21 protein-coding genes are annotated in these 25,097 nt (G+C 68.0%); 13 read left to right on the top strand and 8 right to left on the bottom strand.

Annotation, left to right across the window (positions count from 1 at the left end):
- Positions 1-64 precede the first annotated feature (64 nt).
- Both pyrF and purB read right to left on the bottom strand, forming a co-directional pair.
- A complete protein-coding gene (pyrF, locus tag ACAH41_RS10265; RefSeq protein WP_325656114.1) occupies positions 65-901 on the bottom strand; it encodes an orotidine-5'-phosphate decarboxylase in 837 nt (278 codons plus the stop codon).
- A gap of 123 nt (positions 902-1,024) precedes the next feature.
- A complete protein-coding gene (purB, locus tag ACAH41_RS10260) occupies positions 1,025-2,422 on the bottom strand; it encodes an adenylosuccinate lyase (protein ID WP_325656112.1) in 1,398 nt (465 codons plus the stop codon).
- Between the two features lie 153 nt (positions 2,423-2,575).
- On the opposite strand from purB, the gene ACAH41_RS10255 reads away from it, so the two are divergent.
- The gene (locus ACAH41_RS10255) at positions 2,576-3,187 is read left to right on the top strand and encodes a glutathione S-transferase N-terminal domain-containing protein (protein ID WP_325656110.1); all 612 of its coding nucleotides are present in this window, start codon (positions 2,576-2,578) and stop codon (positions 3,185-3,187) included.
- 57 nt (positions 3,188-3,244) lie between these two features.
- Positions 3,245-4,072, top strand: a complete 828-nt coding sequence (locus tag ACAH41_RS10250) for a hypothetical protein (protein WP_325656108.1) — start codon at positions 3,245-3,247, stop codon at positions 4,070-4,072.
- 230 nt (positions 4,073-4,302) lie between these two features.
- Here ACAH41_RS10250 and ACAH41_RS10245 read toward each other — a convergent pair whose 3' ends face one another.
- Positions 4,303-5,973: an FMN-binding glutamate synthase family protein gene (locus tag ACAH41_RS10245; RefSeq protein WP_325656106.1), complete on the bottom strand. Its 1,671-nt coding sequence runs from the start codon at positions 5,971-5,973 to the stop codon at positions 4,303-4,305.
- A gap of 171 nt (positions 5,974-6,144) precedes the next feature.
- Here ACAH41_RS10245 and ACAH41_RS10240 point away from each other — a divergent pair, with 171 nt between their 5' ends.
- The 10 genes from ACAH41_RS10240 (at position 6,145) to ACAH41_RS10195 (ending at position 17,672) form a co-directional block, all read left to right on the top strand.
- Positions 6,145-8,649 (top strand): PBP1A family penicillin-binding protein, encoded by a 2,505-nt coding sequence (locus ACAH41_RS10240; RefSeq protein WP_325656104.1) that lies wholly within the window; start codon positions 6,145-6,147, stop codon positions 8,647-8,649.
- A 37-nt stretch (positions 8,650-8,686) separates the two neighbouring features.
- Positions 8,687-9,214 (top strand): gamma carbonic anhydrase family protein, encoded by a 528-nt coding sequence (locus ACAH41_RS10235; RefSeq protein WP_325656102.1) that lies wholly within the window; start codon positions 8,687-8,689, stop codon positions 9,212-9,214.
- A 113-nt stretch (positions 9,215-9,327) separates the two neighbouring features.
- Positions 9,328-9,741, top strand: a complete 414-nt coding sequence (locus ACAH41_RS10230; protein ID WP_325656100.1) for a hypothetical protein — start codon at positions 9,328-9,330, stop codon at positions 9,739-9,741.
- Between the two features lie 55 nt (positions 9,742-9,796).
- Entirely contained in the window at positions 9,797-11,410 is a 1,614-nt protein-coding gene (locus ACAH41_RS10225; RefSeq protein WP_325656098.1) for an MFS transporter, read from the top strand.
- Between the two features lie 72 nt (positions 11,411-11,482).
- On the top strand, positions 11,483-12,427 hold the full coding sequence (locus ACAH41_RS10220; protein WP_325656096.1) for a M48 family metallopeptidase: 945 nt from the start codon (positions 11,483-11,485) through the stop codon (positions 12,425-12,427).
- A gap of 187 nt (positions 12,428-12,614) precedes the next feature.
- Positions 12,615-13,157, top strand: a complete 543-nt coding sequence (locus ACAH41_RS10215; RefSeq protein ID WP_325656094.1) for a hypothetical protein — start codon at positions 12,615-12,617, stop codon at positions 13,155-13,157.
- A 145-nt stretch (positions 13,158-13,302) separates the two neighbouring features.
- Positions 13,303-14,250: an ABC transporter substrate binding protein gene (locus ACAH41_RS10210; RefSeq protein ID WP_325656092.1), complete on the top strand. Its 948-nt coding sequence runs from the start codon at positions 13,303-13,305 to the stop codon at positions 14,248-14,250.
- Positions 14,251-14,272: 22 nt separating this feature from the next.
- Entirely contained in the window at positions 14,273-16,147 is a 1,875-nt protein-coding gene (locus ACAH41_RS10205; protein ID WP_325656090.1) for an ATP-binding protein, read from the top strand.
- A gap of 17 nt (positions 16,148-16,164) precedes the next feature.
- Entirely contained in the window at positions 16,165-16,536 is a 372-nt protein-coding gene (locus tag ACAH41_RS10200; RefSeq protein WP_325656088.1) for a response regulator, read from the top strand.
- A 50-nt stretch (positions 16,537-16,586) separates the two neighbouring features.
- The gene (locus ACAH41_RS10195) at positions 16,587-17,672 is read left to right on the top strand and encodes a response regulator (RefSeq protein ID WP_325656086.1); all 1,086 of its coding nucleotides are present in this window, start codon (positions 16,587-16,589) and stop codon (positions 17,670-17,672) included.
- 57 nt (positions 17,673-17,729) lie between these two features.
- Here ACAH41_RS10195 and ACAH41_RS10190 read toward each other — a convergent pair whose 3' ends face one another.
- From ACAH41_RS10190 to ACAH41_RS10170, 5 genes are all read right to left on the bottom strand, one after another.
- Positions 17,730-18,398 (bottom strand): Crp/Fnr family transcriptional regulator, encoded by a 669-nt coding sequence (locus tag ACAH41_RS10190; RefSeq protein WP_325656083.1) that lies wholly within the window; start codon positions 18,396-18,398, stop codon positions 17,730-17,732.
- A gap of 70 nt (positions 18,399-18,468) precedes the next feature.
- On the bottom strand, positions 18,469-19,266 hold the full coding sequence (locus ACAH41_RS10185) for a helix-turn-helix transcriptional regulator (protein WP_325656080.1): 798 nt from the start codon (positions 19,264-19,266) through the stop codon (positions 18,469-18,471).
- Between the two features lie 284 nt (positions 19,267-19,550).
- Complete coding sequence (locus ACAH41_RS10180) at positions 19,551-20,189, bottom strand: MBL fold metallo-hydrolase (RefSeq protein WP_325656078.1); 639 nt, start codon at positions 20,187-20,189, stop codon at positions 19,551-19,553.
- 116 nt (positions 20,190-20,305) lie between these two features.
- Complete coding sequence (locus tag ACAH41_RS10175) at positions 20,306-21,112, bottom strand: transglutaminase family protein (RefSeq protein WP_325656076.1); 807 nt, start codon at positions 21,110-21,112, stop codon at positions 20,306-20,308.
- A 117-nt stretch (positions 21,113-21,229) separates the two neighbouring features.
- Positions 21,230-24,070 (bottom strand): winged helix-turn-helix domain-containing protein, encoded by a 2,841-nt coding sequence (locus ACAH41_RS10170; protein WP_325656074.1) that lies wholly within the window; start codon positions 24,068-24,070, stop codon positions 21,230-21,232.
- Between the two features lie 201 nt (positions 24,071-24,271).
- Between ACAH41_RS10170 and ACAH41_RS10165 the strand changes: the two genes are divergently transcribed.
- Entirely contained in the window at positions 24,272-25,093 is an 822-nt protein-coding gene (locus ACAH41_RS10165) for a hypothetical protein (RefSeq protein WP_325656072.1), read from the top strand.
- The last annotated feature ends 4 nt before the right edge of the window (positions 25,094-25,097 follow it).

The following is a 25,097-nucleotide window of genomic DNA, read 5'->3' as shown; positions in this document are numbered from 1 at the left end:
GGTCAGTGCGCCGCCGCGCCGGTCGGCTGGGCCGACCTGGCGGGGACTGCAAACTGCGGCGACTTCACGACAAGCGGGCCAGCAAGGCGCTTTGCGCGCCGCGCAGCTCAAGGCGTGTGGCCTGCGCCGCGGCGCGGGCTTGCTGGGCAAAGTCCTCGCCGCTGCCGGCGTACAGCACGGCACGCGAGGAGCTGACGATGATGGGCGCCTCGGGGCGCCAGCCAGCCTCGACGGTGGCCGCAGCGTCGCCACCCTGGGCGCCCACGCCGGGGATCAGCAGCGGCAAAGTGGGCGCCAATTCGCGCACCCGCGCCAGCTCCGCCGGGAAGGTGGCGCCAACGACCAGACCGAGCCGGCCGTCGCGGTTCCACTTGCCAGCCGCCTGGCGGGCCACCTCCTCGAACAGGCGCTCGCCATTGGCCAGCGGCTTGAACTGCAGGTCACTGCCGCCGGGGTTGGAGGTGCGGCACAGCAGGATCAGGCCTTTGCCGTCGAACTTGAGGTAGGGCTCGATCGAGTCGAAGCCCATGTAGGGCGACAGGGTGACCGCATCGGCCTGGTAGCGCTCGAAGGCTTCGCGGGCGTACTGCTCGGCGGTGTTGCCGATGTCGCCGCGCTTGGCGTCCAGGATCACCGGGACCTCGGGCGCGTTGCGCCGGATGTAGGCCATCAGCTGTTCGAGCTGGTCCTCGGCGCGGTGGGCGGCGAAATAGGCGATCTGCGGCTTGAAGGCGCAGACCAGGTCCTTGGTCGCGTCGACGATGCGGGCGCAAAAATCGAAGATGCGGGAGGGATCGCCGCGCAGGCCGGCGGGGAATTTCGCCGGGTCCGGGTCCAGGCCAACGCACAGCAGGGATTCGTGGCGAGCGGTGGCGCGCGCCAGCTGGGAAGCAAAATGCATGGGGCGATTCTAATGAGCGCCCCCTGCCGCAGGGGTGACCGAACAAGTGAATCCGCTGCCGGCCTGACGTGCTTTTGCGGGACGCGGGGCACGCACCCCGGCCCCCTTGCATTTCGTTACCGTTTAGACCCGTTTTGCCAGCGCTGCGGCGAGGCCGACGTAGCGGCCCGGGGTCATCGCGAGCAGGCGGTCTTTTTCGCTCTGCGGCAGCGCCAGGTTGGCAATGAAGCCTTGCATCATGTCGCGTGTCATCGGCTTGCCGCGGGTGAAGGCCTTGAGTTGCTCGTAGGGCTGCGGCAATGCATGGGCGCGCATCACCGTCTGGATGGCCTCGGCCAGCACTTCCCAGGCGCCGTCCAGGTCGGCGGACAGCGCCGCGGTGTTGATCTCCAGCTTGCCCAGGCCGCGCGACAGCGATTCGTGCGCCAGCACCGCGTAGCCCAGCGCCACGCCCATGTTGCGCAGCACGGTGGAGTCGGTCAGGTCGCGCTGCCAGCGGCTGATCGGCAGCTTCTGGCTCAAGTGGGCCAGCAGTGCATTGGCCAGGCCGAAGTTGCCCTCGGCGTTCTCGAAGTCGATCGGGTTGACCTTGTGCGGCATGGCCGAGGAGCCGACCTCGCCGTCCTTCAACTTCTGCTTGAAGTAGCCCAGCGAGATGTAGCCCCACACGTCGCGCGAGAAGTCGATCAGGATGGTGTTGCAGCGCGTCACCGCGTCGAACAGCTCGGCCATGTAGTCGTGCGGCTCGATCTGGATGGTGTACGGGTTGAACGTGAGCCCCAGGCCGCTCTCGACGACCTGGCGCGAGAAGGCCTCCCAGTCCTTGTCCGGGTAGGCGACCGAGTGGGCGTTGTAGTTGCCCACCGCGCCGTTCATCTTGGCCAGCAACGGCACCTCGGCAATGCGCTCGCGGGCACGCTGCAGGCGGGCCACGACGTTGGCGAATTCCTTGCCCACCGTCGTCGGGCTGGCCGTCTGGCCATGGGTGCGCGAGAGCATGGGCACATCGGCGAAGCCGTGCGCCATGTCGGTCAGCTGGGCAATGACACGTTCCAGCCCGGGCAGCAGCACCTCGCTGCGCGCGGCCTTCAGCATCAGCGCGTGGCTGGTGTTGTTGATGTCTTCGCTGGTGCAGGCGAAGTGCACGAACTCGGCCGCGGCGGTCAGCTCGGCGTTCTGCTCGAAACGGGCCTTGAGCCAGTATTCGACCGCCTTGACGTCGTGGTTGGTGGTCTTTTCGATGTCCTTGATGGCTTGCGCATCGGCCTCCGAGAAGCGCGCCACCAGCCCGCGCAGCAGACCGCGAGAGGCTTCGGACAGCGGCGCAAAACCGGCCAAGCCGGCGTCGGACAAGGCAATGAACCACTCGACCTCGACCTGCACGCGGCGGTGCATCAGGCCGTACTCGGACAGCAGCGGGCGCAGCGGCGCGACCTTGGCGGCGTAGCGGCCATCCAGCGGGGACAGGGCCATCAGGGCCGAATGGGATGACAGCGAGGACGGCGAGGAGGAGTTCTGCATAGGAGCGGGGGCGCAAGCCAGGCAAGGCGCACACGCGGGGCGCGTCTGCGAAGCGCCTCATTTTACGGGGGCAGCCAGCGAGGCCCCTCGGCGGGCCCATGGGCAGCTTCGATAGAATCGCCGCCAAGGGACAGCCCAAAGACGACAACAAGCATGAAACTGATCGGATCACTCACCAGCCCGTACGTTCGCAAGGTACGCGTCGTGCTGGCCGAGAAAAAGCTGGATTGCCAGTTCGTGCTGGAGGACGTCTGGGGCAATGACGCCATCCTGGCCGCCAACCCGCTGGGCAAGGTGCCTTGCCTGGTGATGGAAGGCGGCGAGGCGGTGTTCGACTCGCGCGTCATCGTCGAATACGTCGACACGCTGTCGCCGGTCGGCAAGCTCATTCCCGCCAACAGCCGCGAGCGGGTGGAAGTGCGCACCTGGGAAGCGCTGGCCGACGGCCTGCTGGACGCCAGCATCACTGCCCGGCTGGAAAAGCACTGGGCCGGCCGCACCGAAGCACAACGCTCGCAGGCCTGGATCGACCGCTACATGGCGCGGGTGCAATCCGCACTGGCGGCCATGAGCCGCGGCCTGGGCGACAAGCCCTTCTGCGTCGGCATCCACTTCACGCTGTCCGACGTCGCCGTCGGCGTCGCGCTCGGCTACCTGGACTTCCGCTACCCCGAGATCGACTGGCGCACGCCCTACCCGAATCTCCAGAAGCTCTACGACAAGCTCGCGGCCCGGCAGAGCTTCATCGATACCGTGCCTGCTTAAAACGCGTCGGACGCTGCCCTCGGAAAGCCGGCACATGTCGGCCTGTGCTACAAACAGTTGAGCCACCTCGCGTTCAGCGAACAAGGCCGCCGCATCAACCTGCCGATGCGCTCGTTCTCCGTAATGAAGGGCGCGGACGCCCCCGAAGCTTGGCATTCCAAATTCCTGCCGGCGCCTGTCTGCTACGACCTGCGCAAACGGGATGGGAATTGCAAGGTGGCGATGCTTCGTCGCGAACTGACTCAAGGACAAACCCCAGCCTGCACGCAAACTGCAGGAGCTCGACAATTTGACGATTCCACAACCGAAGCCGTTGCAATAAACTCGACCAAGCGATGTCGGCCGACCCCATCGCGCAAATCCATTTACAGGGAGAGTTCAATGCAACGACAACACATTCTGGCAGCCGCGTTGGTAATGACGTTGATGTCCATGTCAACCCACGCCGAAATTCAGCAGTGGCAGCTGATTGCCAAAGTCCGGAGCACCACGGAGGGCTTCGAGCCCCCGTCATTCCTGAAGGTGGGCTCCAAAGTCAAGGTGATTTATCACGTTGACCTTGACGCGCCGCTGAGCGGCGGCCTCTACTATGCTTTGCCGTATATCAAGTTCAACAAGGATGGCTCGGGCACTGATGGCGGCTATGTCATCGCCTGGGAAGGGTTTACGGCGTTCAACACGTCCATCGAGAAGCCTCGGGAAGATGGCGTCAATTTTGTCTCGTACAACTGCCCCGGTGAACACGCGCCAGCATCGATTTCCGATGCCCTTGCCATTTGTGTATCGATGATGAGGCAGTTCGAGAAATCCAATGTTCGGTTCGATATTGGAACGGATTCCGTGTGGGCGGAGCCTTTGTCTTTTCAATTGATGACGAAACCTTGATCTAGCTGCAGGGTTTCAACCTTTGCGTTTGGCGATTGATTGCCCGCCCCTGGCTCGCAGTTTCGGCTGCGGCCAAGCGCGCTTCAGCAGAAAGCGTGCGCCACACGTAAGGTCACCAGGTGCTCGGCAGAAAGTACCGCTTTGGGGAGCCACCCAAGCAAGAGGACCACACGGAAGTTGCCGTTCGCGGCCCTCCTTCTGTCGGCGTGAAAATGGACAGCAGCTGAAAGTCAGCCTGCTGCCTCCAACTCGGCCTCCGCAGCCTGGAAGCTGTGGGCGCGGGCCATCGGCCAGTACATCTCGAACACCTTGTGTGGCCACGGCTGTTGGCCGGCGGCGGCGGCCAGCAGTTCGCCGGGCTTGAGGAATTGCAGGTGCGTGGACAGCAGGCGGATCTGGTCGCCCGCGGTGCGGCGCACGATGTGGCGGGCCGAGATGGCGTTCGGGTGGTGCAGGCCGGCGGCCTGCACCAGCTCCTTCAGCGCGTGCAGCGTGTTCCGGTGGAAACGGGTCACGCGCTCGATCTTGTCGGGCACGACCAGTGCGCGCTGGCGCACCGGATCCTGCGTGGCCACCCCCGTCGGGCAATTGCCGGTGTGGCAGCTTTGGGCCTGGATGCAACCCAGCGCGAACATGAAACCGCGGCCGGAGTTGCACCAGTCGGCGCCCAGCGCCATCGCACGTGCAATGTCAAAGGCACTGACGATGCGGCCGGCAGCGCCAATGCGGATGCGCGAGCGCAGGCCCAGGCCGACCAGGCTGTTGTGCACCAGCAGCAGGCCTTCCTGCATTGGCGCGCCCACGTGGTCGGTGAACTCCAGCGGCGCGGCGCCAGTGCCGCCTTCGGCGCCGTCCACCACGATGAAGTCCGGCAGCAGGTCGGTTTCCAGCATGGCCTTGCACAGCGCAAACCATTCCCACGGATGGCCGATGCAGAGCTTGAAGCCGGTTGGTTTGCCGCCCGAAAGCTCGCGCAGTTTGGCAATGAACTGCAGCATCTCGACCGGCGTTGAAAAGGCGCTGTGGGACGACGGCGAGATGCAGGCCACGCCTTCGGGCACGCCACGCGCCGCCGCAATCTCGGCCGTGACCTTCGGGCCGGGCAGCACGCCGCCATGGCCTGGCTTGGCGCCTTGCGAAAGCTTCAGCTCGATCAGCTTGACCTGCGGCTCCCGGGCGTTGGCGGTGAAGCGCTCCTCGCTGAAGCGGCCGGACTCGTCGCGGCAGCCGAAGTAACCCGAGCCGATCTCCCACACCAGGTCGCCGCCATGCACGCGGTGGTGCACGCTGATCGAACCTTCGCCGGTGTCGTGCATGAAGTTGCCGCGCCGTGCGCCGCCGTTCAGCGCCAGGATGGCGTTGGCGCTCAAGGCGCCGAAGCTCATCGCCGAGATGTTGAACACGCTGGCCTGGTAAGGCTGGGCGCTGGCAGCGCCGATGGTGATGCGAAAGTCGTGCGACTCGAGCACAGTGGGCAGCAGCGAATGGTTGATCCATTCGTAGCCCTCGCGCTGCACGTCGAGCTGGGTGCCGAACGGCCGGTTGTCCGGGTCGCCCTTGGCCCGCTGGTAAACCAGCGAGCGCTGCTGGCGCGAAAACGGCGCGGCCTCGTTGTCGCTCTCGATGAAGTACTGGCGCATTTCCGGCCGGATGAACTCCAGCAGGAAGCGCAGGTGGCCGATCACCGGGTAGTTGCGCAGCACCGCATGGCGCGTCTGGCGAAGGTCGCGCACGCCCAGCACCAGCCCGGCCAGGCCGACCAGCAGCGCCACGGTCCAGCTGCCGCCATGGCCGGCCACACCCAGGGCGACCCAGCTGACCAGCGCCAGCAGCACGCAGGCCACCAGCGTGAGGTAGCGCAACGGAATCAGACGGTTCAGGGCATTCAACCAGGCGGGCATGCAACTCACTCCTCGCCCGGGCCGTGCTCGGGCTGGCGGCATGCTAGCGGGCTTGCGGCTCGCGCGTCAGGCCAAAGAGCGGGCCATGCACCTGCCACTTCGGGGCTTGACGGCGGGCGACCTGGCGGCATGCCGATAATCGGTCGGCCGTAAGTTCCAGGATCCGACCTGATGCGTGTCACTGCCTCCTGCCCCGCGCACCGCGATGCCCGCCGTGCCGTGCCGCCCACCCGCCAGCGCGGACGGCTGCACTTCGACCCGGCCGCGCTGCGCCAGCAGGCGGCTGCGCTGTGGCGAAAGCTGTGGAGCCGCTGGCCGGCCAACTGGCCGCAAAGCCCTTGGGCCAAGCTGGGTTTGATGCTGGGCGCCGGTTTCAGCGCGCTGCTGCTGGTGCTGGTGATCTCAATCGCGGTGATCTACCCGCAGCTGCCGGCGCTGGACCGGGTGACCGACTACCAGCCGCGCCAGCCGCTGCAGGTCTTCACGCGCGACGGCGTGGAAATCGCCCAGTTCGGCTCGGAGCGGCGGCAGTACCTGCCGATCGCGCAGATTCCCAAGCAGATGCAGGACGCGCTGCTGGCGGTCGAAGACGCGCGTTTTCGCGAGCATGGCGGCATCGACCCGATCGGCGTGCTGCGCGCGCTGGTGGCCAGCGTGACGCCGGGTGGCATGCGCCAGGGCGCGTCCACCATCACCCAGCAGGTCGCGCGCAACTTCTTCCTGTCGTCGCGCCGCACGCTGGAGCGCAAGCTGAAGGAGGCGCTGCTGGCGCTGAAGATCGAACACCAGCTCGACAAGGACCAGATCCTCGAGCTGTACATGAACCAGATCTACCTCGGCCACCGGGCCTACGGCTTCGGTGCCGCTTCGCAGGTCTATTTCGGCAAGCCGCTGGCGCAGCTGTCGACTGCCGAATGCGCGATGCTGGCCGGCCTGCCCCAGAACCCCGGTTATGCCAACCCGCTGACCAATTTCGAACGCGCCACGACGCGGCAACACGTGGTGCTGGCGCGCATGCTGGCCACCGGCGTGGTCGACCAGGCGCAGTACGAGCAGGCCAAGGCCGAGAAGCTGGTGATCCGCTCGCAGACACAAGTGGACGTGCATGCCGAGCACGTGGCCGAGATGGCGCGCAAGGTGGTCTTCGAGCGCTATGGCGAGCAGGCCTACACGGAAGGATTCAAGGTCTACACCTCGCTGATCGCCGCCGACCAGCAGGTCGCCTGGAGCGCGCTGCGCCGCGGCGTGCTGGACCATGAACGCAAGCAGCCGTGGCGCGGCCCCGAGGACAACGAGGATCTGCCCGACAACGCCGACGACGGCGAAGTCCAGGCCGCGCAAATCCTCAAGGACTACCGCGACGACGAGGACCTGCGCGTGGCGCTGGTGCTGAAGGCCAGCCCCAAGGAAGTGGTGGCCCAGCTGGCCACCGGCGAGAACATTCGCCTGAGCGGCGACGGCCTGCGACTGGGCCAGCCCGGCCTGAAACCGAAGGCGGCCAAGGACCTGGTGCTGGAGCGCGGCGCGGTGATCCGTGTCTCGCATGTGGACGCGAAACCTGGCGCCAAGGGCGACGACGCGCAAGGCAGCTGGACGCTGGCGCAGTGGCCCGAAGCGCAAGGCGCGTTTGTCTCGCTGGATCCGCAGACCGGACGCGTGCGCGCGCTGGTCGGCGGCTTCGACTTCACGCGCCAGCAGTTCAACCACGTGACCCAGGCCTGGCGCCAGCCCGGCTCCAGCTTCAAGCCTTTCCTGTATTCGTCTGCACTGGAACATGGCGTGATGCCGGCCAGCGTGATTGACGACGAACCGCTGACGCTGGCCGACGGCAGCGCACCGGCCAACTGGAACCCACAGAACTCGGACGGCCAGTTCGACGGGCCGATGAGCCTGCGCCGCGCACTGGCCAAGTCCAAGAACCTGGTCAGCATCCGGCTGCTGCAGCACGTGGGCCTGGCCGATGCACGCGAGTGGGTCTCGCGCTTCGGTTTTGATGCCGACAAGCAGCCCGACAACCTGACCTTCGCGCTGGGCGCCGGCAGCGTCACGCCGCTGCAGATGGCCGGCGCCTACGCGGTGCTGGCCAACGGCGGCTACAAGGTCGACCCGCTGGTCATCGAGCGCATCACCAATGCGCAGGGCAAGACGCTGTACGAAGCGCCGGCCCCGGTCGCGCTGGACGACAGCCGCCGTGTGGTGCCGGCGCGCAATGTCTTCCTCACCGACAGCCTGCTCAACGAAGTCACCCGCAGCGGCACCGCGGCACGCGCCCAGGCCGCGCTGAAGCGGCCGGACATCTACGGCAAGACGGGCACCACCAACGACGCGGTCGATGCCTGGTTCGCCGGCTTCCAGCCCTCGGTGGTGGCCATCGTCTGGATGGGCTATGACGACCCGCGCAGCCTGGGCAGCCGCGAATCGGGCGGCGGCCTGTCGCTGCCGATCTGGATCAGCTACATGGACAAGGTGCTCAAAGGCGTGCCGGTGCAGGCCTACACGCCACCGGAAGGCGTGCAAGAGTCCGGCGGCGACTGGGTCTACAACGAATATGCCGATGGCAGCTTCCTTGCCCATGTGGGCGCGCCGGCCACCCCGGAGGAGGAGGCGTCGGCCGCCGAGGCCGCCGGCGCGCTGCTGCCGCTGCCCGCCGCCAGCGCGGCGGCTTCGGCGCCCTGAAGCCGCCACCCCATTCCACCAACAGGAGACAGACGACATGGCCTTGTATGAAGTGGACGGCTTGCAGCCGGTGGTGCCGGACTCGGCCTGGGTGGCCGATTCGGCCCAGGTGATCGGCCGGGTCGAGCTGGGCGAGGACAGCAGCGTGTGGTTCGGCGTGGTGATCCGCGGCGACCAGCCCGAGCCGGTGAGCATCGGCGCGCGCACCAACATCCAGGAAGCCAGCGTCTTGCATTCGGACGCCGGCAAGCCGCTGACGATTGGCAGTGACGTGACCATCGGCCACAAGGTGATGCTGCATGGCTGCACCGTGGGCGACGGCTCGCTGATCGGCATTGGCGCGGTGGTGCTGAACGGCGCGGTGATCGGTAAAAACTGCCTGGTCGGCGCCGGTGCGCTGGTCACCGAAGGCAAGAGCTTTCCGGACGGCTCGCTGATCGTCGGCAGCCCGGCAGTGGTCAAGCGCGCACTCTCACCCGAGCAGATCGCCGGACTGATGGGCAGCGCCGCGCATTACGTGGACAACGCCAGGCGCTTTCGGGACACGCTGCACAAGCTCGCCTAGCTTGTGACGCCTGGAAACGTGATGTCTGGCGTGTAAATCCGGGCTGCCGCGGTCATCGGCAGGGCGCGGCGAGGCGTTGGGCAGGGGTGAATCACGCTGTTGGAGACACCTCTATGCGACCCCTTCCCGCTTCACGTTCCCTGCTGCGCACCGCCCCGGCCGCCGCCTTGGTCCTGGCCGCTGCCGCCGCACTGAGCGGATGCGTGGTCGCCCCCCTGCCCGCCCGCGGCTATGGCGGCGGCTATGTGGACCACGGCTACTACAACAACGGCCCGGCCTATGACAACTACGGCGGCAGCGTGGTGGTGGACGTGGCGCCACCGCCGCCGCGCTACGAAGTCATCACTCCCGCGCCAGCGCTGGGCTGGCTGTGGATCGGTGGCTTCTGGGGCTGGCGCGCCAACCAGCACTACTGGAATGCCGGCCACTGGGAGGCGCCGCGTGCGGGTTACCGCTACGTGCCGCATGCCTGGGAACCGGCCGGCCGCGGCTGGCGCGAGCGCCCGGGCCGCTGGGACCCGCGCTGAGCTGACGGTCCTTTGACAGGTCGGGCGAGGGTGCGCGGCTCCTAGAATCGCGCGCATGCCCAACCAACCGCCGCTGGCCGCGCCCGAAGCTGTTTCCTCCCCGGCCCACCAGCGGCTTGGCACCGCGCACCGGCTGTTCGTCGTCACCGTGCTGGGCTTTGCCTCCGGCCTGCCGCTGGCCCTCACCGGCCAGGCCTTGCAGGCCTGGCTCAGCATCGAAGGGCTGGACCTGGCGACCATCGGCTTTCTCAGCCTGATCGGCCTGCCCTACACCTTCAAGTTCCTCTGGGCCCCGCTGATGGACCGCTTCGAGCTGCCGCTGCTCGGCCGGCGGCGCGGCTGGATGGTGCTCACGCAGCTGCTGCTGGCCGGCGGCCTCTTGTTGCTGGCCGCCATTCCGCCCAAGGACTCACTGCAGCTGTTTGCGCTCGTCGCCGTGGCCATCGCCTTCCTGTCGGCCTCGCAGGACGTGGTGATCAACGCCTACCAGACCGACCTGCTGCCTCAGCGCGAGCGCGGCCTGGGCTCTTCGCTGAACGTGATGGGCTACCGGCTGGCGATGATCGTCTCCGGCGGGCTGGCGCTGATCTGGACCGATGCCGCGCAAGGCGGCGGCTGGAGCTGGCCTTCGGTCTACCGCCTGATGGCCGCGCTGATGGCCGGCGCCGCCGTCTTCAGCGCCGTGCTGCTGCCGCGCCTGCGCCATGCCGCCGTGCCGAGCAGCGTGGCCCGGCACGACGTGGTGGGGTTCTTCGCAGTCTGCGCCGCTGCAGCGGTGGGCTACGTGCTGACCGACCAGGTCTGGAACCCGCTGGCGCACTGGGCGATGACGCCGCTGTTCGCCGGCAACACGATGGCGGCCACGCTGCAACAGCGCTGGATGGACCTGGCCGGGCTGCTGATGGGCCTGGCCGTGACCGTGCCGCTGGCCGCGTGGGCGGCCCGCAAAGCGCGCTTCGAAACCCTGATCAACGGCCTGAACAGCTACTTCGCCCAGCCGGGCGCCGTCGCCTTCCTGCTGTTCATCGTGCTCTATAAACTGGGCGACGCCTTTGCCTACTCCCTGATGACGCCCTTCCTGCTGAAGAGCATGCTGTTCAGCGCGGCCGAGGTTGGCGTGGTCAACAAGATCGTCGGCCTGTGGCTGACGATTGGCGGCGCCTTGCTGGGCGGCGCCTTGATGCTGCGGCTGGGCCTGTGGCGGGCGCTGATGCTGTTTGGCGTGCTGCAGATGGTCAGCAATCTGGGCTACTGGTGGCTGGCCGTGGCCGGCAAGGGCCTGATGCCCGGCCTGGTCATTCCGGCCTTCGACTGGGGCTTCGTGAAGCTGGTGCAGGACACGCCGGTGGATGGCGGCCTGCTGATGGTGATTGCCTTCGAGAACCTCTCGGGCGGCATGGGCACCGCGGCCTTTGTCGCACTCTTGATGAGCCTGTGCAGCCAGCGCTTCACCGCCACGCAGTACGCGCTGCTGATCTCGTTTGCCTCGGTGGGCCGGGTCTGGGTCGGCCCGCTGGCCGGGGTTTTGGCCGAATCCATTGGCTGGCCGGCTTTTTTCATTGTTTCGACGCTGTTGGCAGCACCCGCCCTGATGCTGCTGTGGCGGCTGCGTGCGAGCATCGCGCTGCTGACTGCATCCCCCGACAGCGCAGGCCTGGCAGACGACTGAAAACGTCACATTCCGCCCGGCCCGGCTGTTGCTTGTCTTGCCTCAGGGTTTCCAAATTTCCAGCACCGCAGCATGACCCACAGTTTTCGCACCGACGCCGAGTTGCCGCTGCCGCCAATGGTCCACGCCAGCGGCTGCGGTTGCCCCTTGCATGCACGCCGCCGCGTGGGCGCGGCGCTGGCCGTCACGCTGGGCAGCGCCAGCCTGCTCCCCGGCCCGGCGCAGGCCCAGCAGCCCAGTGTGGAAGAAGGCGTGCGCTCGCAGGTCGGCGGTGAATCGCGTTTCGCGCAAATGGTCTCGGCCGAGCAGGTCGAGATGGCCGCATCCAAGCAATACGGCCAGATGAAGCGCGAAGCTGCCACCAAGAAGGCGCTGGCGTCGGACGACAACCCGCAGCTGATCCGCCTGCGCGCCATCGGCCAGCGGGTGATCCCGTTCTGCCAGGCATGGAACCCGCGCGCCGCACAGTGGCGCTGGGAGGTCAGCCTGATCGGCTCCAACGAGCTGAACGCCTTCTGCATGCCCGGCGGCAAGATCGCCTTCTACTACGGCATCCTCAAGCGCCTGCAGCTGAGCGACGACGAGGTCGCGATGATCATGGGCCACGAGATGGCCCACGCGCTGCGCGAGCACGCCCGCGAGCAGATGGGCAAGACGGCGGCCACCCGCATGGGCGCCGGCCTGATCAGCTCGCTGTTCGGCTTTGGCAACCTGGGCGACACCATGCTCAACATGGGCGCCCAGTTGCTGACGCTGCGCTTCAGCCGCGAAGACGAAACCGAGGCCGACCTGGTCGGCCTGGAACTGGCGGCACGCGCAGGCTACGACCCGCGCGCCGGCATCGGCCTTTGGAACAAGATGACCGAGGCCAACAAAGGCGCCCCGCCACAGTTCCTCTCCACCCACCCCGCCAGCCCGACCCGCATCGCCGAGATCGAGCGCGCGCTGCCGCGTGTGCTGCCGATCTACGACCGCGCGCCCAAGCCGCCGAAGTTCTACGGCCCGCCTGTGGCCTGAGCCGGATCCACGGCCGGCTCACCTGCGCAAAGCAGGACTCCAGCTGGCCTTCATGTGATCTTTTTCACGATGAATTGGCGCAGACGCGTCGCCGCCTCCCCAGCCCAGAGGACGCCGCCGGTGGACAGGGCCGGATGCAAATTGAAACATCAACCCTTCAAGGATTTTTCATCCAGGAGGGATTTCGATGTTCTATGTCTGCATTCCACGTTTCCAAGGCCCCCCGCTCAACAACAGCAGCCCGCTGGGGGGCGGCACGCTGCTCACCGCCCAAGCCGGCGAGAGCTCCAGCTGGGCCGGTGACACCGACTCACTGATGGGCTCCGGCATCGTCGCCGGCCCGATCTCGCTGCAGTGGATCTCGTTTGCCGACGGGGCTGCCGCAACCGCGTGGTCCAACCTTTCCGCCGTCCAACCGCTGCTGAATGTCAGTCTCGTCTCGGGCTATGACGGCACCGATGTGGGCGCAGGCAATGTTGTGCTCGTGGTGCATCGCTGGCGCGCGTGGCCGGGACCTGCGCCTTCAATGAATTGCGTGAGGTGCCCGCCCGCGCTCACCAGCAGCCTGCCGCGCTGGTTTGGCCAGCTGGTGGCTGGCAAGACCCCCGCGGCACCGCTCGAGACCTGGGTGCTGATGTTCGAGTCGTTGGCGTCGCTCAATACCTGGACTGCATCGAACGGTGGCGCCATGTTCATGAACAACAGCCTGTACGCTATCCGGGTTCCGTAACCATTTGGGTAGAGCTTGCATGTGGCGGTTGGTGGCTTGCTTTTTGACGTGGCTTGCGTGGCCAACCGCGATTCACGCGCAAGAGGCGGCAGCGCCACAGGTCCTGGTGCTGACACAGTTGTCCGAGGCACAGGACCGAGATGTGATGACCGTGCTGCGGCGGGAGCTGCAAGCAGGTGGTGGCGATGCGCCGCTCATCGAACGGATTGAATTGCCACAGAGCGAAGACCTGCGGAGCTCGCAGGCCTACACCTTCGAAGTACTGCGCAGACACAAATGGCGCCTGGTCGTTGCAACCACCGCAGGTGCGGCCCAGTTGGTCTCACAAACCAAGCTGCCGGTCCCCATGATTTTCCGCAGTGCCCCCAACCCCGTCAAAAACTGCCTGATCCTGAACTTGCGCCACCCACAATCGAATGCAACCGGCTACACCAGCGCCACCGAGAGCGAAGGCAAGATGGTGGAAGCTCTGCAGATCGCCTTTCCTCAACTGCAGCAGTTTGTGATGCTCGTCGATGGCCGGCCTGAGATCGACAACGATGACTGCCCGCCACCGCGAGCAATGCCGCCTTGCCGCAGCGGATTCGTCGACAACACCGCAGAACGTGATGCGTTGTTGATCAATGCCACCAGTCTTGCCAACTGGTACCGTGCCGCCCAAGCGCCAATGCGGCCAGTTCGGGTGCTGCGGCTGTGTGAGTTCACCGACATTGACAAGTTGCAGCGTTGGCTGCCCGCCAACCGCGGACCGCGGCCGACCCTCGGACTGGTGGTGCCCTACCACCAGCTGTTCTACGAGGCCGGCCCTGCCCTGGTCGCCAAGGCTCGGTCGCTGCGTCTGCCTGCGATCTACGGTTCACGCAACTTCCTGCCCATGGGTGCCTTGATGGCCATGTCGCCGCTGCGCGAGCCACCGGGCGAGGCCAGAGGCGTCGAGTTGGCCGGCCGCATCCTGGCCGGAGAATCCCCGGCCGACATTCCGGTTCAGCGCCCCGAGGGGGTAGAGCTGATCATCAACATCACGACCGCCAGGGACCTTGGCATGCCGCCAAGCAAGGCCGTACTCCGCGCCGCTGACCGCCTGATACGCTGACGGCCGATCGTCTGCCGCCCCGATGTCCGACCTGCCTTCGCCACTGCCCACCAACACCCCGCCCAAGCCCAGCCTCTGGCGCATGCGCCTGTGGCGCAAGCAGGCGCTGGCGTTTGGGGGGTTGGTGCTGCTGAGCTTCGTGCTGTTCGGTGCGGCCGAAGTGATGTTTTCCTATCGCGAGGCGATCAAGGCGGTGACGCTGAACCAGTCGCTGCTGGCGCGTGAGGTCAGCGGCTCGATCCGCGGTTCGCTGAACTCGATCCAGAACCATGTGCGGGCCACCGCCAGCCTGCCGTGGGAGATGCCGGGCTGGCTGGACCTGCAGGACCGGCGCGACGAGTTCCAGCGCATCCTGCGGCTGGAGCCCGCGGTGCGCGACCTGACGCACCACGATGCGCGCGGCGAGCCGGACCTGTTTGTCTCGCGGCTGGAGTTGTCCAGCCTGCCGGGGCCGGACACGCTGAGCTTCGCCGACGCGGCGCGGCTGCGTTGGCCGGATGGCCTGCCGCCGGCCCAGGGCAGCATCGACTACGCAGACGGCTATGAGCCGCACCTGCTGCTGGTGACGCCGGACCCGCGGCTGGGCGCAGGCACGACGCTGGCCCGGGTCAACCTGCGCAGCCTGGCGCGCGGCCTGAACGAGGTGTTGCGCAGCAAGGGGCTGGAGGCCTATGCGGTGGACCGGCGCGGCGTGGTGGTGCTGCATGCCGACACCACGCTGATGCTGGCCCAGCACCAGGCGCTGGGCGCCGCCACCGCCCGCCCAGACGCGCCGGCCGCGACAGCGCGCAGCGGGCTGAACGGCCGGGCCGTGGTGGCCAGCAGCTTCGAACTGCCGGAGCTGGGCTGGCGCATCGTCATCGAACAGCCGCGGGACGTGGCGCTGGCCCCTGTGTACGACACGGTGCTGCGCACGCTGCTGGTCACGCTGCTGGCCAGCCTGGCCGCGGTGCTGCTGGCGCTGGTGCTGGTGCGCCGCTCGATCGCGCCGATCAACGCGCTGCACCGCGGCGCGCAGGCGCTGGGCGACGGCAGGCTGGATGCACGCATCGAGATCCGCACCGGCGACGAGCTGGACGACCTGGCGCAGCAGTTCAACACCATGGCCGGCAACCTGCAGCATGTGTACCGCAACATGTCGGCCATGATTGCCGAGAAGACACGCGACCTGGAGCTGGCCAACCGACACAAGTCCGAGTTCCTGACCCACATGTCGCACGAGCTGCGAACGCCGCTGAACTCGGTGATCGGCTTTTCAGACGTGCTGCGCGAGGAGATGTTCGGCGCGCTCAACGACAAGCAGAAGGAATACGCCAACGACATCCACGCCTCGGGCGAGCACCTGCTGGCGCTGATCAACGACGTGCTGGACCTGTCGAAGATCGAGGCCGGCCACATGGCGCTGGACCTGTCGGAGGTGGACCCCAGCTCGCTGCTGGTGGCGAGCGCCAACATGATGCGCGAGCGTTGCATGCGCCAGGGGCTGAAGCTGCAGCTGCAGCTGCCCGATGAAATGGCGCCTTGCACGGTGGACGCGCGCCGGCTGCGGCAGGTGGTGCTGAACCTGCTGTCGAATGCGGTGAAGTTCACGCCGGCCGGCGGCGAGGTCACATTGCGCGCCGGACAGAATGCGTGCGAAGGGCTGTGGGTCGAAGTGAGCGACACGGGAGTGGGCATCGCACCCGAGGACCAGGCCACCGTGTTCGAGGAGTTCCGCCAGGTCGGCGACGATGTGTTGCGCAAGGCCGAGGGCACCGGCCTGGGCCTGCCGCTGGTGCGCCGGCTGGTGCATTTGCATGGCGGCGAAGTCACACTGCACAGCGCGCCCGGCCAGGGCTCGACCTTCCGATTCAACCTGCCGCTGCAGCCCGCCGTGGCCGTGCCGGCCCTCATCTGACGGTCCAAGGACTTGCCATGACCACCCTGCATGTGATCGACGATGACGAGCGCAGCCGCAAGCTGGCGTCCGACGTGCTGGCCGCGGCCGGCTTCGAGGTGCTGCAGTCCGGCACCGCCGCCGCGGCGCGCGACCAGCTGCGCGCCCACGGTGCCGACCTGGTGCTGCTGGACATCCAGCTGCCTGATGAAGACGGCTTCAAGGTGATTGCCTGGATCCGCGAGCAGCCGGCCCTAAAAGAGGTACCTGTGATCGCATTGACCGCCTCGGTGATGCCGGCCCACCGCGGCCGCATCGAAGAATCCGGCTTCAACGGCTTCATTGCCAAGCCGCTTTCTTCGGTGCGCGAGTTCGTGCAGAAGGTGCGCGGCCACCTGGGCCGGCCGTGAACGAGGGCCCGGCCGCTTTCCCTGCACCGGCTGGGGCCCGGATCCTGGTCGTGGACGACATGCCGGCCAACCGGCGGCTGCTGGAGGCCCACCTGTTGGCGCGCGGCTACCGCGTCTGCATGGCCAGCGGCGGCCGCGAGGCCCTGGCGATGGCCAGTGTCGAACCGCCGGACATGGTGCTGCTGGACGTGCTGATGCCCGACATGGACGGCTTCAGCGTCTGCGCCGCGATGCGTGCGCTGCCGGCGTTGCGCGCGGTGCCCATCGTGATGGTGACCACGCTGGATGCCAAGGAAGACCGGGTGCGCGGGCTGGACGCTGGCGCCGACGACTTCATCACCAAGCCGCTGGTCAAGGAAGAGCTGTGGGCCCGGGTGCGTTCGCTGCTGCGGGTCAAGACGCTGTACGACGAATCGCGACGGCAGCAGCAGCAGCTCGCCAGTTGGTCCACCGAGCTGGAGCGGCGCGTGGCCGAGCAGCTGGCCCAGGTGCAGCAGCTCTCCCAGCTCAAGCGCTTTTTCTCGCCGGCCCTGGCCGCCCGGCTGGTGGCCAGCGGCCTGCGCGACGAAATCCTGAACAGCCACCGCCAGGAGGTGACGGTGCTGTTTGCCGACCTGCGCGGCTTCACCGCCTTTGCCGAGCAGGCCGGCGCGGACCAGGTGATGGCGATGCTGCGCAGCTTCCACGCCGCGATGGGCGAGCTGATCTTCCAGTTCGAGGGCACGCTGGAACGCTTCACCGGCGATGGTTTCATGGTCTTCTTCAACGATCCCGACCCGCAGCCCGACCACAGCCTGCGCGCGGTGCGCCTGGCGCTGGCGATGCAGGCCCGCGCCGCGCCGCTGCTGGCAGCGTGGCATGGCCGCCACGGCCCGGCCGGGCTGGGCCTGGGCATCAGCCGCGGCGAGGCCACGGTGGGCGCCATCGGCTTCGAAGGCCGGTTGGACTACGCCGCCATCGGCACCGTGACCAACCGCGCCGCCCGCCTCTGCGCGGCCGCCGAGGCCGGCGAGATCCTGGCCTGCGAAGCCGCCTGGCGCAGCGTGCACGCGCAGGTCACGCACCTGCCGCCGCGCATTCCCGAGCTGCGCGGACTGCCCGAGCAAATGGCCTATCCGCTCACCGGCCTGCGTTGATTCGCAAGGCCGGGCGGTTCCCAAGCGGCCCCGCACCGCGAGACCGGGTGCCCCACCTCACCACCTGGGAGGCAGGTGGCGCAGGACTTGAAGCCGGCCGCGTTGCTGCGCCACGTAGCCGCCACGCTCCAGGTCCTTCAGCAAGCGGCTGACCATTTCGCGCGAGCTGCCGATGCGGCTGGCGACGTCCTGGTGGGTCAGCCGGCCGTTGAACAGGCCGTCGGCCCCGCAGGCTTCGCTGGGCGGCTGGGTCAGCAGCAGGCGCAGCCTGCCGTACACATCGTTCAGTGCCAGCCGCTTGGCCGACAGCGTCACCGAGCGCGCGCGGTGGATGACCTTGGCCAGCAGCTCGAATGCAAATTCGGGATGTTCGGCAATGTGGCGGGTCAGGGTTTCGCGGGTCAGCACCACGCAGGCGCTGGGCTCCTGGGTGATGACGCTGGCCGAACGCAGGCCGCCGTCCAGGCTCATCTCGCCCATGTATTCGCCCGGGCCATAGACGCCGTAGGTGATCTCGCGCCCGGTCTCGTCGGCCGAGAAGGCCCGCAGCAGGCCTGAGACGATGATGTAGAGCGTGTCGCCCCTGTCACCCTCCTGGATGATCAGCGTGCCCTTGGGGTAGCGCCGCAGGTCGCCACGCTGCACCAGCAGCTGAAGCGAAGGCGACAGCAAGGGCAAGGCCACAGGGCTGCGCGGCGACGGAGGGGCGTGGGAGGCATCTTGCATGCCCCCCATCGTAGCGCCGTAGCCGTCAATCGGCGCGACGCGCGCGGCGCCGCGGGTCCTGCGCGCCAGGTCAGCTGGTCAGCACGCCCAGGGCTTCCAGCAAATGATCGGCACTGCGCATCGCGCGTGCGCTGTCGCTGCCTGCCGGGGCGGCGGTGCGTGCTTCCGGCTTCTGGCGCAGGGCGCCGACCAGCGGCGGCAGCATGGCCACTTGCTGGATCAGGTCGCGGATGCTGACGCTGCCGGTCTTGGCGCGGATGTTGGCGATCTGGGTGCGCACCGTTGAAATCGCCACGCCATGGGTCTTGGCGACGTCCCCCGGCGAGCGGCCGTCGCACAAGGCGATCAGCACCTGCTCTTCGCCTGGCGACAGCCGGTGCGCACGGGCAAAGCCCTGCACCGACAAGGCGCCGCAGACCTGGCTCTTGCCCAGCACCAGCAGCGTGGCGCCGGGCAGCGGGTCACCCGGCAGCGCCGGCAGCGGCACCACCGACACCCCGGCACGCGCCGCACCGGTGCCCAGCGACAACAGCTTGCGCAGGCCGCGCCGGCTGGCGCCCAGCAGCGCTTCCTGCAGCACCAGCAGGTCCTGCGCCTGGCGCACGCGCAGCTGGCCGCCTTCCATCGTCAGCGGATGCTCGCCGGCTTCCAGCTCGACGCGCGCAGCATGGTTGGCATGCAGCACCTGGTACTCGTCGTTGATGACGAGCATGCCGTAGTCGATCTCGTCCAGCGCCAGCGCCATCAGCCGCGCCATTACTGCGGCGCCGGTGCGCCGCTCCGGGCCGCGGTAGGCCATGGCCTGGCTGACCAAGGGCCAGAGCGCGGCATGCACGTTGCCGGCCAGCGTCAGCGCCGACGAGCTCATGGCGGAGTTACGGGAAACGCGGCTCTGACCTTGATCCACCATGGAAAACTCCCGGGTTGAGAAGGCGGCGCAAAAGAGGCCACCCATGGTCTGGAGCTTAGGGAGCACAAGTGGTAACCGGTGGTGACTTTGACCTGCGGGCTGTGTGCGTTATTCACATTCCATCCCCACGCCTGGCGACATGTGTCAGCTGTTTGACAGAGGCTGGCACGGGATGCGCATGCGCTGCAGTGCAACAGTTTGTGAAGACGGCCGCTTGCGCACGCCGTTTGCCGCGGCCGGTTTCAGGTGCCGCGCACGTAGGGGTTGTGGCGCCGCTCGCGGCCGAAGCTGCTCTCCGGGCCGTGGCCGGGAATGAACACGGTGTCTTCACCCATCGGCCACAGGCGCTCGCGGATGCTGGCGATCAAGGTGCCGTGGTCGCCGCCGGGAAAGTCGGTGCGCCCGATCGAGCCGGAAAACAGCACGTCGCCCACAAAGCAGCGTTGCGCCCCGGCGTGGTGGAACACCACATGGCCCGGCGTGTGGCCAGGGCAGTGGCGCACGCTGACTTCGGTGCGGCCCAGTGCCACCGTGTCTCCGTCGGCCAGCCAGCGGGTGGGCGTGAAGGCCTCCGCCGGCGGAAAGCCGAACATGCGGCTTTGCTGCGCCAGCTGGTCGATCCAGAACTGGTCGCCCGGGTGCGGCCCGATGATGGGCAGCCCATGCTCCCGCGCCAGCTGCCCGGTGCCGCCCGCATGGTCGATGTGCGCGTGCGTGAGCCAGATCGCCGTCAGCCTCAGCCCGCGCCGCTCGACCTCGGCCGACAGCAGTTCCAGGCCGCCGCCCGGGTCGATCACCGCCGCATCCAGCGTCTCGTCGCACCAGACGAGCGAGCAGTTCTGCTGGAAGGCGGTGACGGGGATGGTGTGGTAGCGCAGCATGGGACGGCAGGGTGGGCAACGGTGCGGCGATTCTCTCGAAGTTCCGACGGCCTCCGAAGGCGCTCAGCTACCGCGCGCACCGGTTTCGCCCGGTCGCCGGCCCGCCAAGCCCACGCCTAGGCCGGCAAGGCGGGCAGTGCCTCGTCCAGCAGTGTCACGCTGACCGACAGGCTGTCGGTTTCCAGCTGGCCGAAATTCGACACCAGCGCGACATCGGCCACGTCACGGCCGTAGGCGATCACGATGCGGCCGCCGCGCGGGCGGTCCTGTGTGGCGTCGAATGTGTACCAGCGCCCGCCGACGAAGGCCTCGAACCAGGCATGCAGGTCCATCGGATCGAGCCGATGCAGGTAGCCCACGACCATGCGCGCGGGGATGTACAAGGCGCGGCAGAAGGAGATACCGATGTGGGAGAAGTCGCGGCACACACCCGCGCCTGCGGCCAGCGTGTCCAGCGCGTCCGTGCCTTCGTTGCTGACGCCGTAGCGGTATTCAATGTGCCGATGCACCCAGGCCCTGATCGCCTCGACCTGCGCATAACCAGGCGCCGCGCCGGCGACGATCTGGCGGGCCTGTTCCATCATCTTGTCCGACGGGCAATAGCGGCTTGGCAGCAGGTACTGCAGCGCGCCGTCGGGCAGCAGTTCGATGGCGGTTGGCGGGGCATCGGGCGCCACTGCGACGTCGGGCTCGGTGTCCACCACCGTCTCGATGCGGATGCGCAGCACGCCTTTGGGCACCACGAACCGCTGGCACAGGTTGCCGGTCGCGTCGAAATACTCGGCTGCATTCACCTGCGGCTCGAAATGCCAGCTTTCGCTCGTGACCCACTGCGCCGCGCCGCTGCGCGGCCTGAGCATGGCCACGGTGGGGCAGGTTTCAGCGGCGCGCAGCCGGATGTCGCATGTGGCCTTCAATCTCATGGTTGCTCCTGAACGAGCTGCCAAGCTTGTCGCCTCCCGGCTCACGCGGCGAGCAGCCAAGCCCGCGTCCGGATGTAGGCATACGGTTTGAGCGGGCCGCTCGGCTGCGGAGCGAGCTCAGATCGATTTGAGGCGTTCGCGCACGCGCCGCACCCGCCAGCTGTCCGCCGTGTAGACGGCCACCAGCATTGCCTCGGCCTGGCCCAGCTTGTCCCTGGCCAGGGCCGGGTCGTGGCGCGCCAATGCCAACGCGCCCTCCACGCGCAGGCGTTCGGCGCGCAGCAGCGATTGGGGCGGCTGGCGCTCGAACACTTGCGACGGCAGCGAGGCCAGGACTTGCGCTGCGGCCTCGGTGTTGCCGTTGGCGATCAACGCGTCCGCATGGCGCAGCAGCACGCGCGGGCCGAAGATCGAATGGCTCGCGCTGCCGGAGCGGTCCAGCGCGAGGCGCATCACCGCCATGCTTTCGCTGGACGCTTCCAGCGCCTGCGCCGGCTGCCCGGCGAGCAGCAGCGCATCGACCAGCACGCTGCCCTTGTCGGCCACGTTTGGCGCGGCAGAAGCCCAGGTTTCGCCGGCGAGTTGCCGGACCAGCGGGCGCATCGGTTCCAGCAAAGCCACCGCTTCGGCCGGGCGCCCCTGGGCCATGCGCAGGCGGGCGATCAGGTTGCGCGCATCCAGCGCGGTGACGCTGTCGCTCAGATCCGTCTTGTTGACCACCGCCAGGTTGCTGGCAAGCAACGTCTCGGCCTCGTCCACAGCGCCGAGCTCCATCAGCTGCTGGCCGAGTTCCTTCTCGACGTTCCAGGGGTAGAACTGGTCGTACCAGTTGCTGGCCTTGGCCGGGTCGGCCAGCAGCGCGCGGTACAGCGCGACCGCGGCCTGCGGCTGGCCGCGCAGCGGCAGCAGCTTTGCCCGGTAGAACGCGACCAGCGCGGCGTTGTCGGCCGCCAGCGCCGCGCCCTTCTGCAGCGCATCGAGCCGCGCCAGTGCGCCTTGCGAATCGTCGCGCAGCGTGCCGATGTGCATCGCCAGCTGGGCCTGCACGCTGATCAGGTCGTGGTGTGGCACCTGCGGGCTGCCGTCGAAGCGATGCGCGATGTCGTCCACAAACGCCTGCAGCTTGCGGATGTCTTCCTCCGGCAGCGCGCCGTTGGATTCACCATACATGATCTGGTAAAGCGTCTGGAAGGCCTTGGGCGGGTCGAGCTCGGCGATCTGCAGCACCTTGTGCAGGGCCTTCTGGTACTCCGCCGCCGACTGGCCCTTCTGGCCCGACAGCACGGCCAGCACATAGCCCAGCACCGTGTGCACCCGGGCCTCGACCTCGGGCTGGTCCTTCAGCCGCGTCTGGGCGCGCTCGGCCAGCTTGCCGTAAAGCTGTTCGATGGTCATGGCCCTGGCATCGAAGTCGTGCGTGGCGATCACCGCCTGCAGGTCGTCGGTGAAATAGCTGGTGACGGCCTCCGAAGTGGCCGCGGCGGCCAGCGCCTGCTGCTGCGCGGCAACCGCCTGGTCTCGCGCACGGCTGGCCTGGCCATACAGCCACAGGCTGGCCGCGATGCCCATGCCCAGCACCGCCACCGTGGCGCGCAGCCAGAAGCGCCGCGCCTGGAGTTTTTCGTTCTGCTGGCGCGCCTGCTCGGCGGCGGCCAGCGCGGCGGCTTCTGCTGCGAACCGGGCCTGGTCCTGCTGGCGTATGGCCTGGCGCTCGGGCAGCGTGCGCAGGCGCTTGGCGAATTCGGCGGCGTCGGCCAGGCGCAGCGCCGGGTTGCCGGCCGAGGCCAGGGCGATGTCCTCGCGCAGCAGCGGGTCGGCAATGTCGGCCTCCCAGCCGGGCGCAAGCGGGCGCTGAGTGTCGCCCAGCAGCAGCTGGTAGAGCATCACGCCGAGTGCATAGATGTCGCCGCGCACCGTGTGCAGCTGGCCGGCCAGCACCTCCGGCGCGCGGTAGAGCAGCGTGCCGCTGTCGCTGGCGCCAGCGAGGTGCTGGGTCAGGCCCATGCGGGTGATGCCCAGCCGGTCCAGCGATGAAGGCTCGAGCAAACCGCCGCTGCCGAAATCGGCCATGCGCACGCTGGGTGCGCCGTCCGCGGCCAGGGCGATCAGCAGGTTGGCCGGCTTCACGTCCCGGTGCAGCACGCCCACGCCGTGTGCCACGGCCAGCGCGTCCGCCGCCTGGGCCAGCAGTTCCAGCCTCAGTGGCACCGGGACTTCGGGCCAGCCGCCCTGCGCCGCGGCCCAGGCCACAAGGCTGCCGCCGGCGATGTATTCGGACTCCAGGAAAAACGGCTCGGTCGCCAGGTTCCAGTCGATCAGCCGCACGCAGCGCGCATCGTCGCCCACGGTCTGGCGCAGGAAGCGGTACAGCGTGATCTCGCGTTTCAGCGCGACCAGGCCGGCGGCATTCACCGCGAACTTCAGCACCCGCTGCTCGCCGCTCTTGGGCTGGGCCGCCAGCCAGACCTCGCCCTGCCCGCCCTCCCCCAGCCGTTCGACCAGTTCCCAGAGCGGCCGGCCGGGCACTGCCATGCCCGGGTGGAACTCGAAGCGCGATGGCGCCTGTTCGGCGGCCAGGCTGGCGTCCGGCCGCTCGATGCGCACTTCGGCCACCAGGCGGTAGCCGTAGCCGTGCACCGTGCGGATGATGTCCTGCCCCGCATCGCCCAGCGCCTGGCGCACGCGGCTGACGGCCTTGGCCAGCGAGGTCTCGCCGGCGACCCGGCCCGGCCACACGGCTTCCAGCAGCTCGTCCCGCGTGACCACCTCACCGGCGCGGCGCAGCAAGTGGCGCAGCAGCTCGATGGGCTTGCGCTCCAGCTGGGCCAGTTCGCCACCGACCTGCAGCTCCAGCACCCGCTCGTCAAACACCGCGCCGCCGAAATGCCAGACCAGGTTGGCGGCTTCGGGATCCAGGGCCGACGCTTCCTGAGGATCGAGGGGAGGGGGAAGCGTCACGTGCAACTGCTGCGGCGAATCAAGGTCGCCGCATCCTACTCGCGGCATGGGCCGCGCGGCCCGGTGCCAGAACCCGCGTTTTTCCCGCTTGAAACGCCGATTTCAGGTTTTCGGCAAGTTTTCTTCAAGCATCGAAACCGGCATTCCGGGACGCTGCAGGGCACGCAAATCCTGCGTTCACATCAAATCAAGGAGCCCTCCATGTCCCGTTCCAACACCCTCATCTCCGTGGCCGCCAGCCTGCTGGCCATGGGTCTGAGCACCGCCAGCCACGCGGCCACCAGCGCAGCGCCCAGCACCTGCGGCGGCCTGGCCGGCACGCGCTTCGTGTTCGAAGTGCAAGGCAAGTACGACACCGGCTATAACGCGCTGCCTTTTGCCGAAGTCGGCCGCCTGGTCTTCGACGCGACGGGCGCCACCGGCACCACCAGCAGCTACACCAACGGTCCCGGCGACGTCGCGACGCATCCCAGCACCAGCTTCAGCTGCGCCGACCTGTCGCTGCCCAAGGGTTTTGCCAAGCTGACGTTTGCCGACGGCCGGGCCTACAACGTGGTGGCCAACAATCACTTCAACCTGCTGAAGATGATCCGCGTGGACGCGCACACCTACGCCGGCGGCGAGGCCCGGCTGAGCACCGACTGGTCCACGCTGCCGGCCCAGGCCTGCTCGCTGCTGGGCGGCAAGGCCTACATCAGCTCGATGGTCGGCTCCATCCTGGTGGACACGCCCACCACCGGCGCCTACAGCGCCTTTGCCGACGTGTGGAGCTTCACCAACGCACCGGGCAAGCTTTCGGGCGTGTGGGAATTCGGCGCCAACACGCCGGCGTATCACGCCGAATCCGGCACGCGGCTGGATTGCGCGCCTTACGACGACGGCTCGGCCATCGTCACCTGGACCGACCCGGCTGGCTTCTACGAAAACAGCTTCGTGATCTACCCGAACGCCGACGGCAGCTCGGCCGCCGCGCTGTCCACCCTGCCGGGCCAGGGCGCCGCGGGCTGGCTGGTGAAGCGCTGAGCGG

Source organism: Ideonella sp. (assembly GCF_041287625.1).
Taxonomy (GTDB): Bacteria; Pseudomonadota; Gammaproteobacteria; order Burkholderiales; family Burkholderiaceae_C; genus Ideonella.
This window is presented reverse-complemented; position numbering and strand designations above follow the sequence as displayed.

Coding starts and splice junctions, on each gene's coding strand:
- ACAH41_RS10205 (WP_325656090.1), top strand. CDS start 14,273: ATGTCCGACCTGCCTTCGCCACTGCCCACCAACACCCCGCCCAAGCCC.
- ACAH41_RS10235 (WP_325656102.1), top strand. CDS start 8,687: ATGGCCTTGTATGAAGTGGACGGCTTGCAGCCGGTGGTGCCGGACTCG.
- ACAH41_RS10255 (WP_325656110.1), top strand. CDS start 2,576: ATGAAACTGATCGGATCACTCACCAGCCCGTACGTTCGCAAGGTACGC.
- ACAH41_RS10240 (WP_325656104.1), top strand. CDS start 6,145: ATGCGTGTCACTGCCTCCTGCCCCGCGCACCGCGATGCCCGCCGTGCC.
- ACAH41_RS10245 (WP_325656106.1), bottom strand. CDS start 5,973: ATGCCCGCCTGGTTGAATGCCCTGAACCGTCTGATTCCGTTGCGCTAC.
- ACAH41_RS10185 (WP_325656080.1), bottom strand. CDS start 19,266: ATGAGCTCGTCGGCGCTGACGCTGGCCGGCAACGTGCATGCCGCGCTC.
- ACAH41_RS10165 (WP_325656072.1), top strand. CDS start 24,272: ATGTCCCGTTCCAACACCCTCATCTCCGTGGCCGCCAGCCTGCTGGCC.
- ACAH41_RS10180 (WP_325656078.1), bottom strand. CDS start 20,189: ATGCTGCGCTACCACACCATCCCCGTCACCGCCTTCCAGCAGAACTGC.
- ACAH41_RS10220 (WP_325656096.1), top strand. CDS start 11,483: ATGACCCACAGTTTTCGCACCGACGCCGAGTTGCCGCTGCCGCCAATG.
- ACAH41_RS10175 (WP_325656076.1), bottom strand. CDS start 21,112: ATGAGATTGAAGGCCACATGCGACATCCGGCTGCGCGCCGCTGAAACC.
- ACAH41_RS10190 (WP_325656083.1), bottom strand. CDS start 18,398: ATGCAAGATGCCTCCCACGCCCCTCCGTCGCCGCGCAGCCCTGTGGCC.
- ACAH41_RS10215 (WP_325656094.1), top strand. CDS start 12,615: ATGTTCTATGTCTGCATTCCACGTTTCCAAGGCCCCCCGCTCAACAAC.
- ACAH41_RS10210 (WP_325656092.1), top strand. CDS start 13,303: ATGACCGTGCTGCGGCGGGAGCTGCAAGCAGGTGGTGGCGATGCGCCG.
- pyrF (WP_325656114.1), bottom strand. CDS start 901: ATGCATTTTGCTTCCCAGCTGGCGCGCGCCACCGCTCGCCACGAATCC.
- purB (WP_325656112.1), bottom strand. CDS start 2,422: ATGCAGAACTCCTCCTCGCCGTCCTCGCTGTCATCCCATTCGGCCCTG.
- ACAH41_RS10200 (WP_325656088.1), top strand. CDS start 16,165: ATGACCACCCTGCATGTGATCGACGATGACGAGCGCAGCCGCAAGCTG.
- ACAH41_RS10225 (WP_325656098.1), top strand. CDS start 9,797: ATGCCCAACCAACCGCCGCTGGCCGCGCCCGAAGCTGTTTCCTCCCCG.
- ACAH41_RS10230 (WP_325656100.1), top strand. CDS start 9,328: ATGCGACCCCTTCCCGCTTCACGTTCCCTGCTGCGCACCGCCCCGGCC.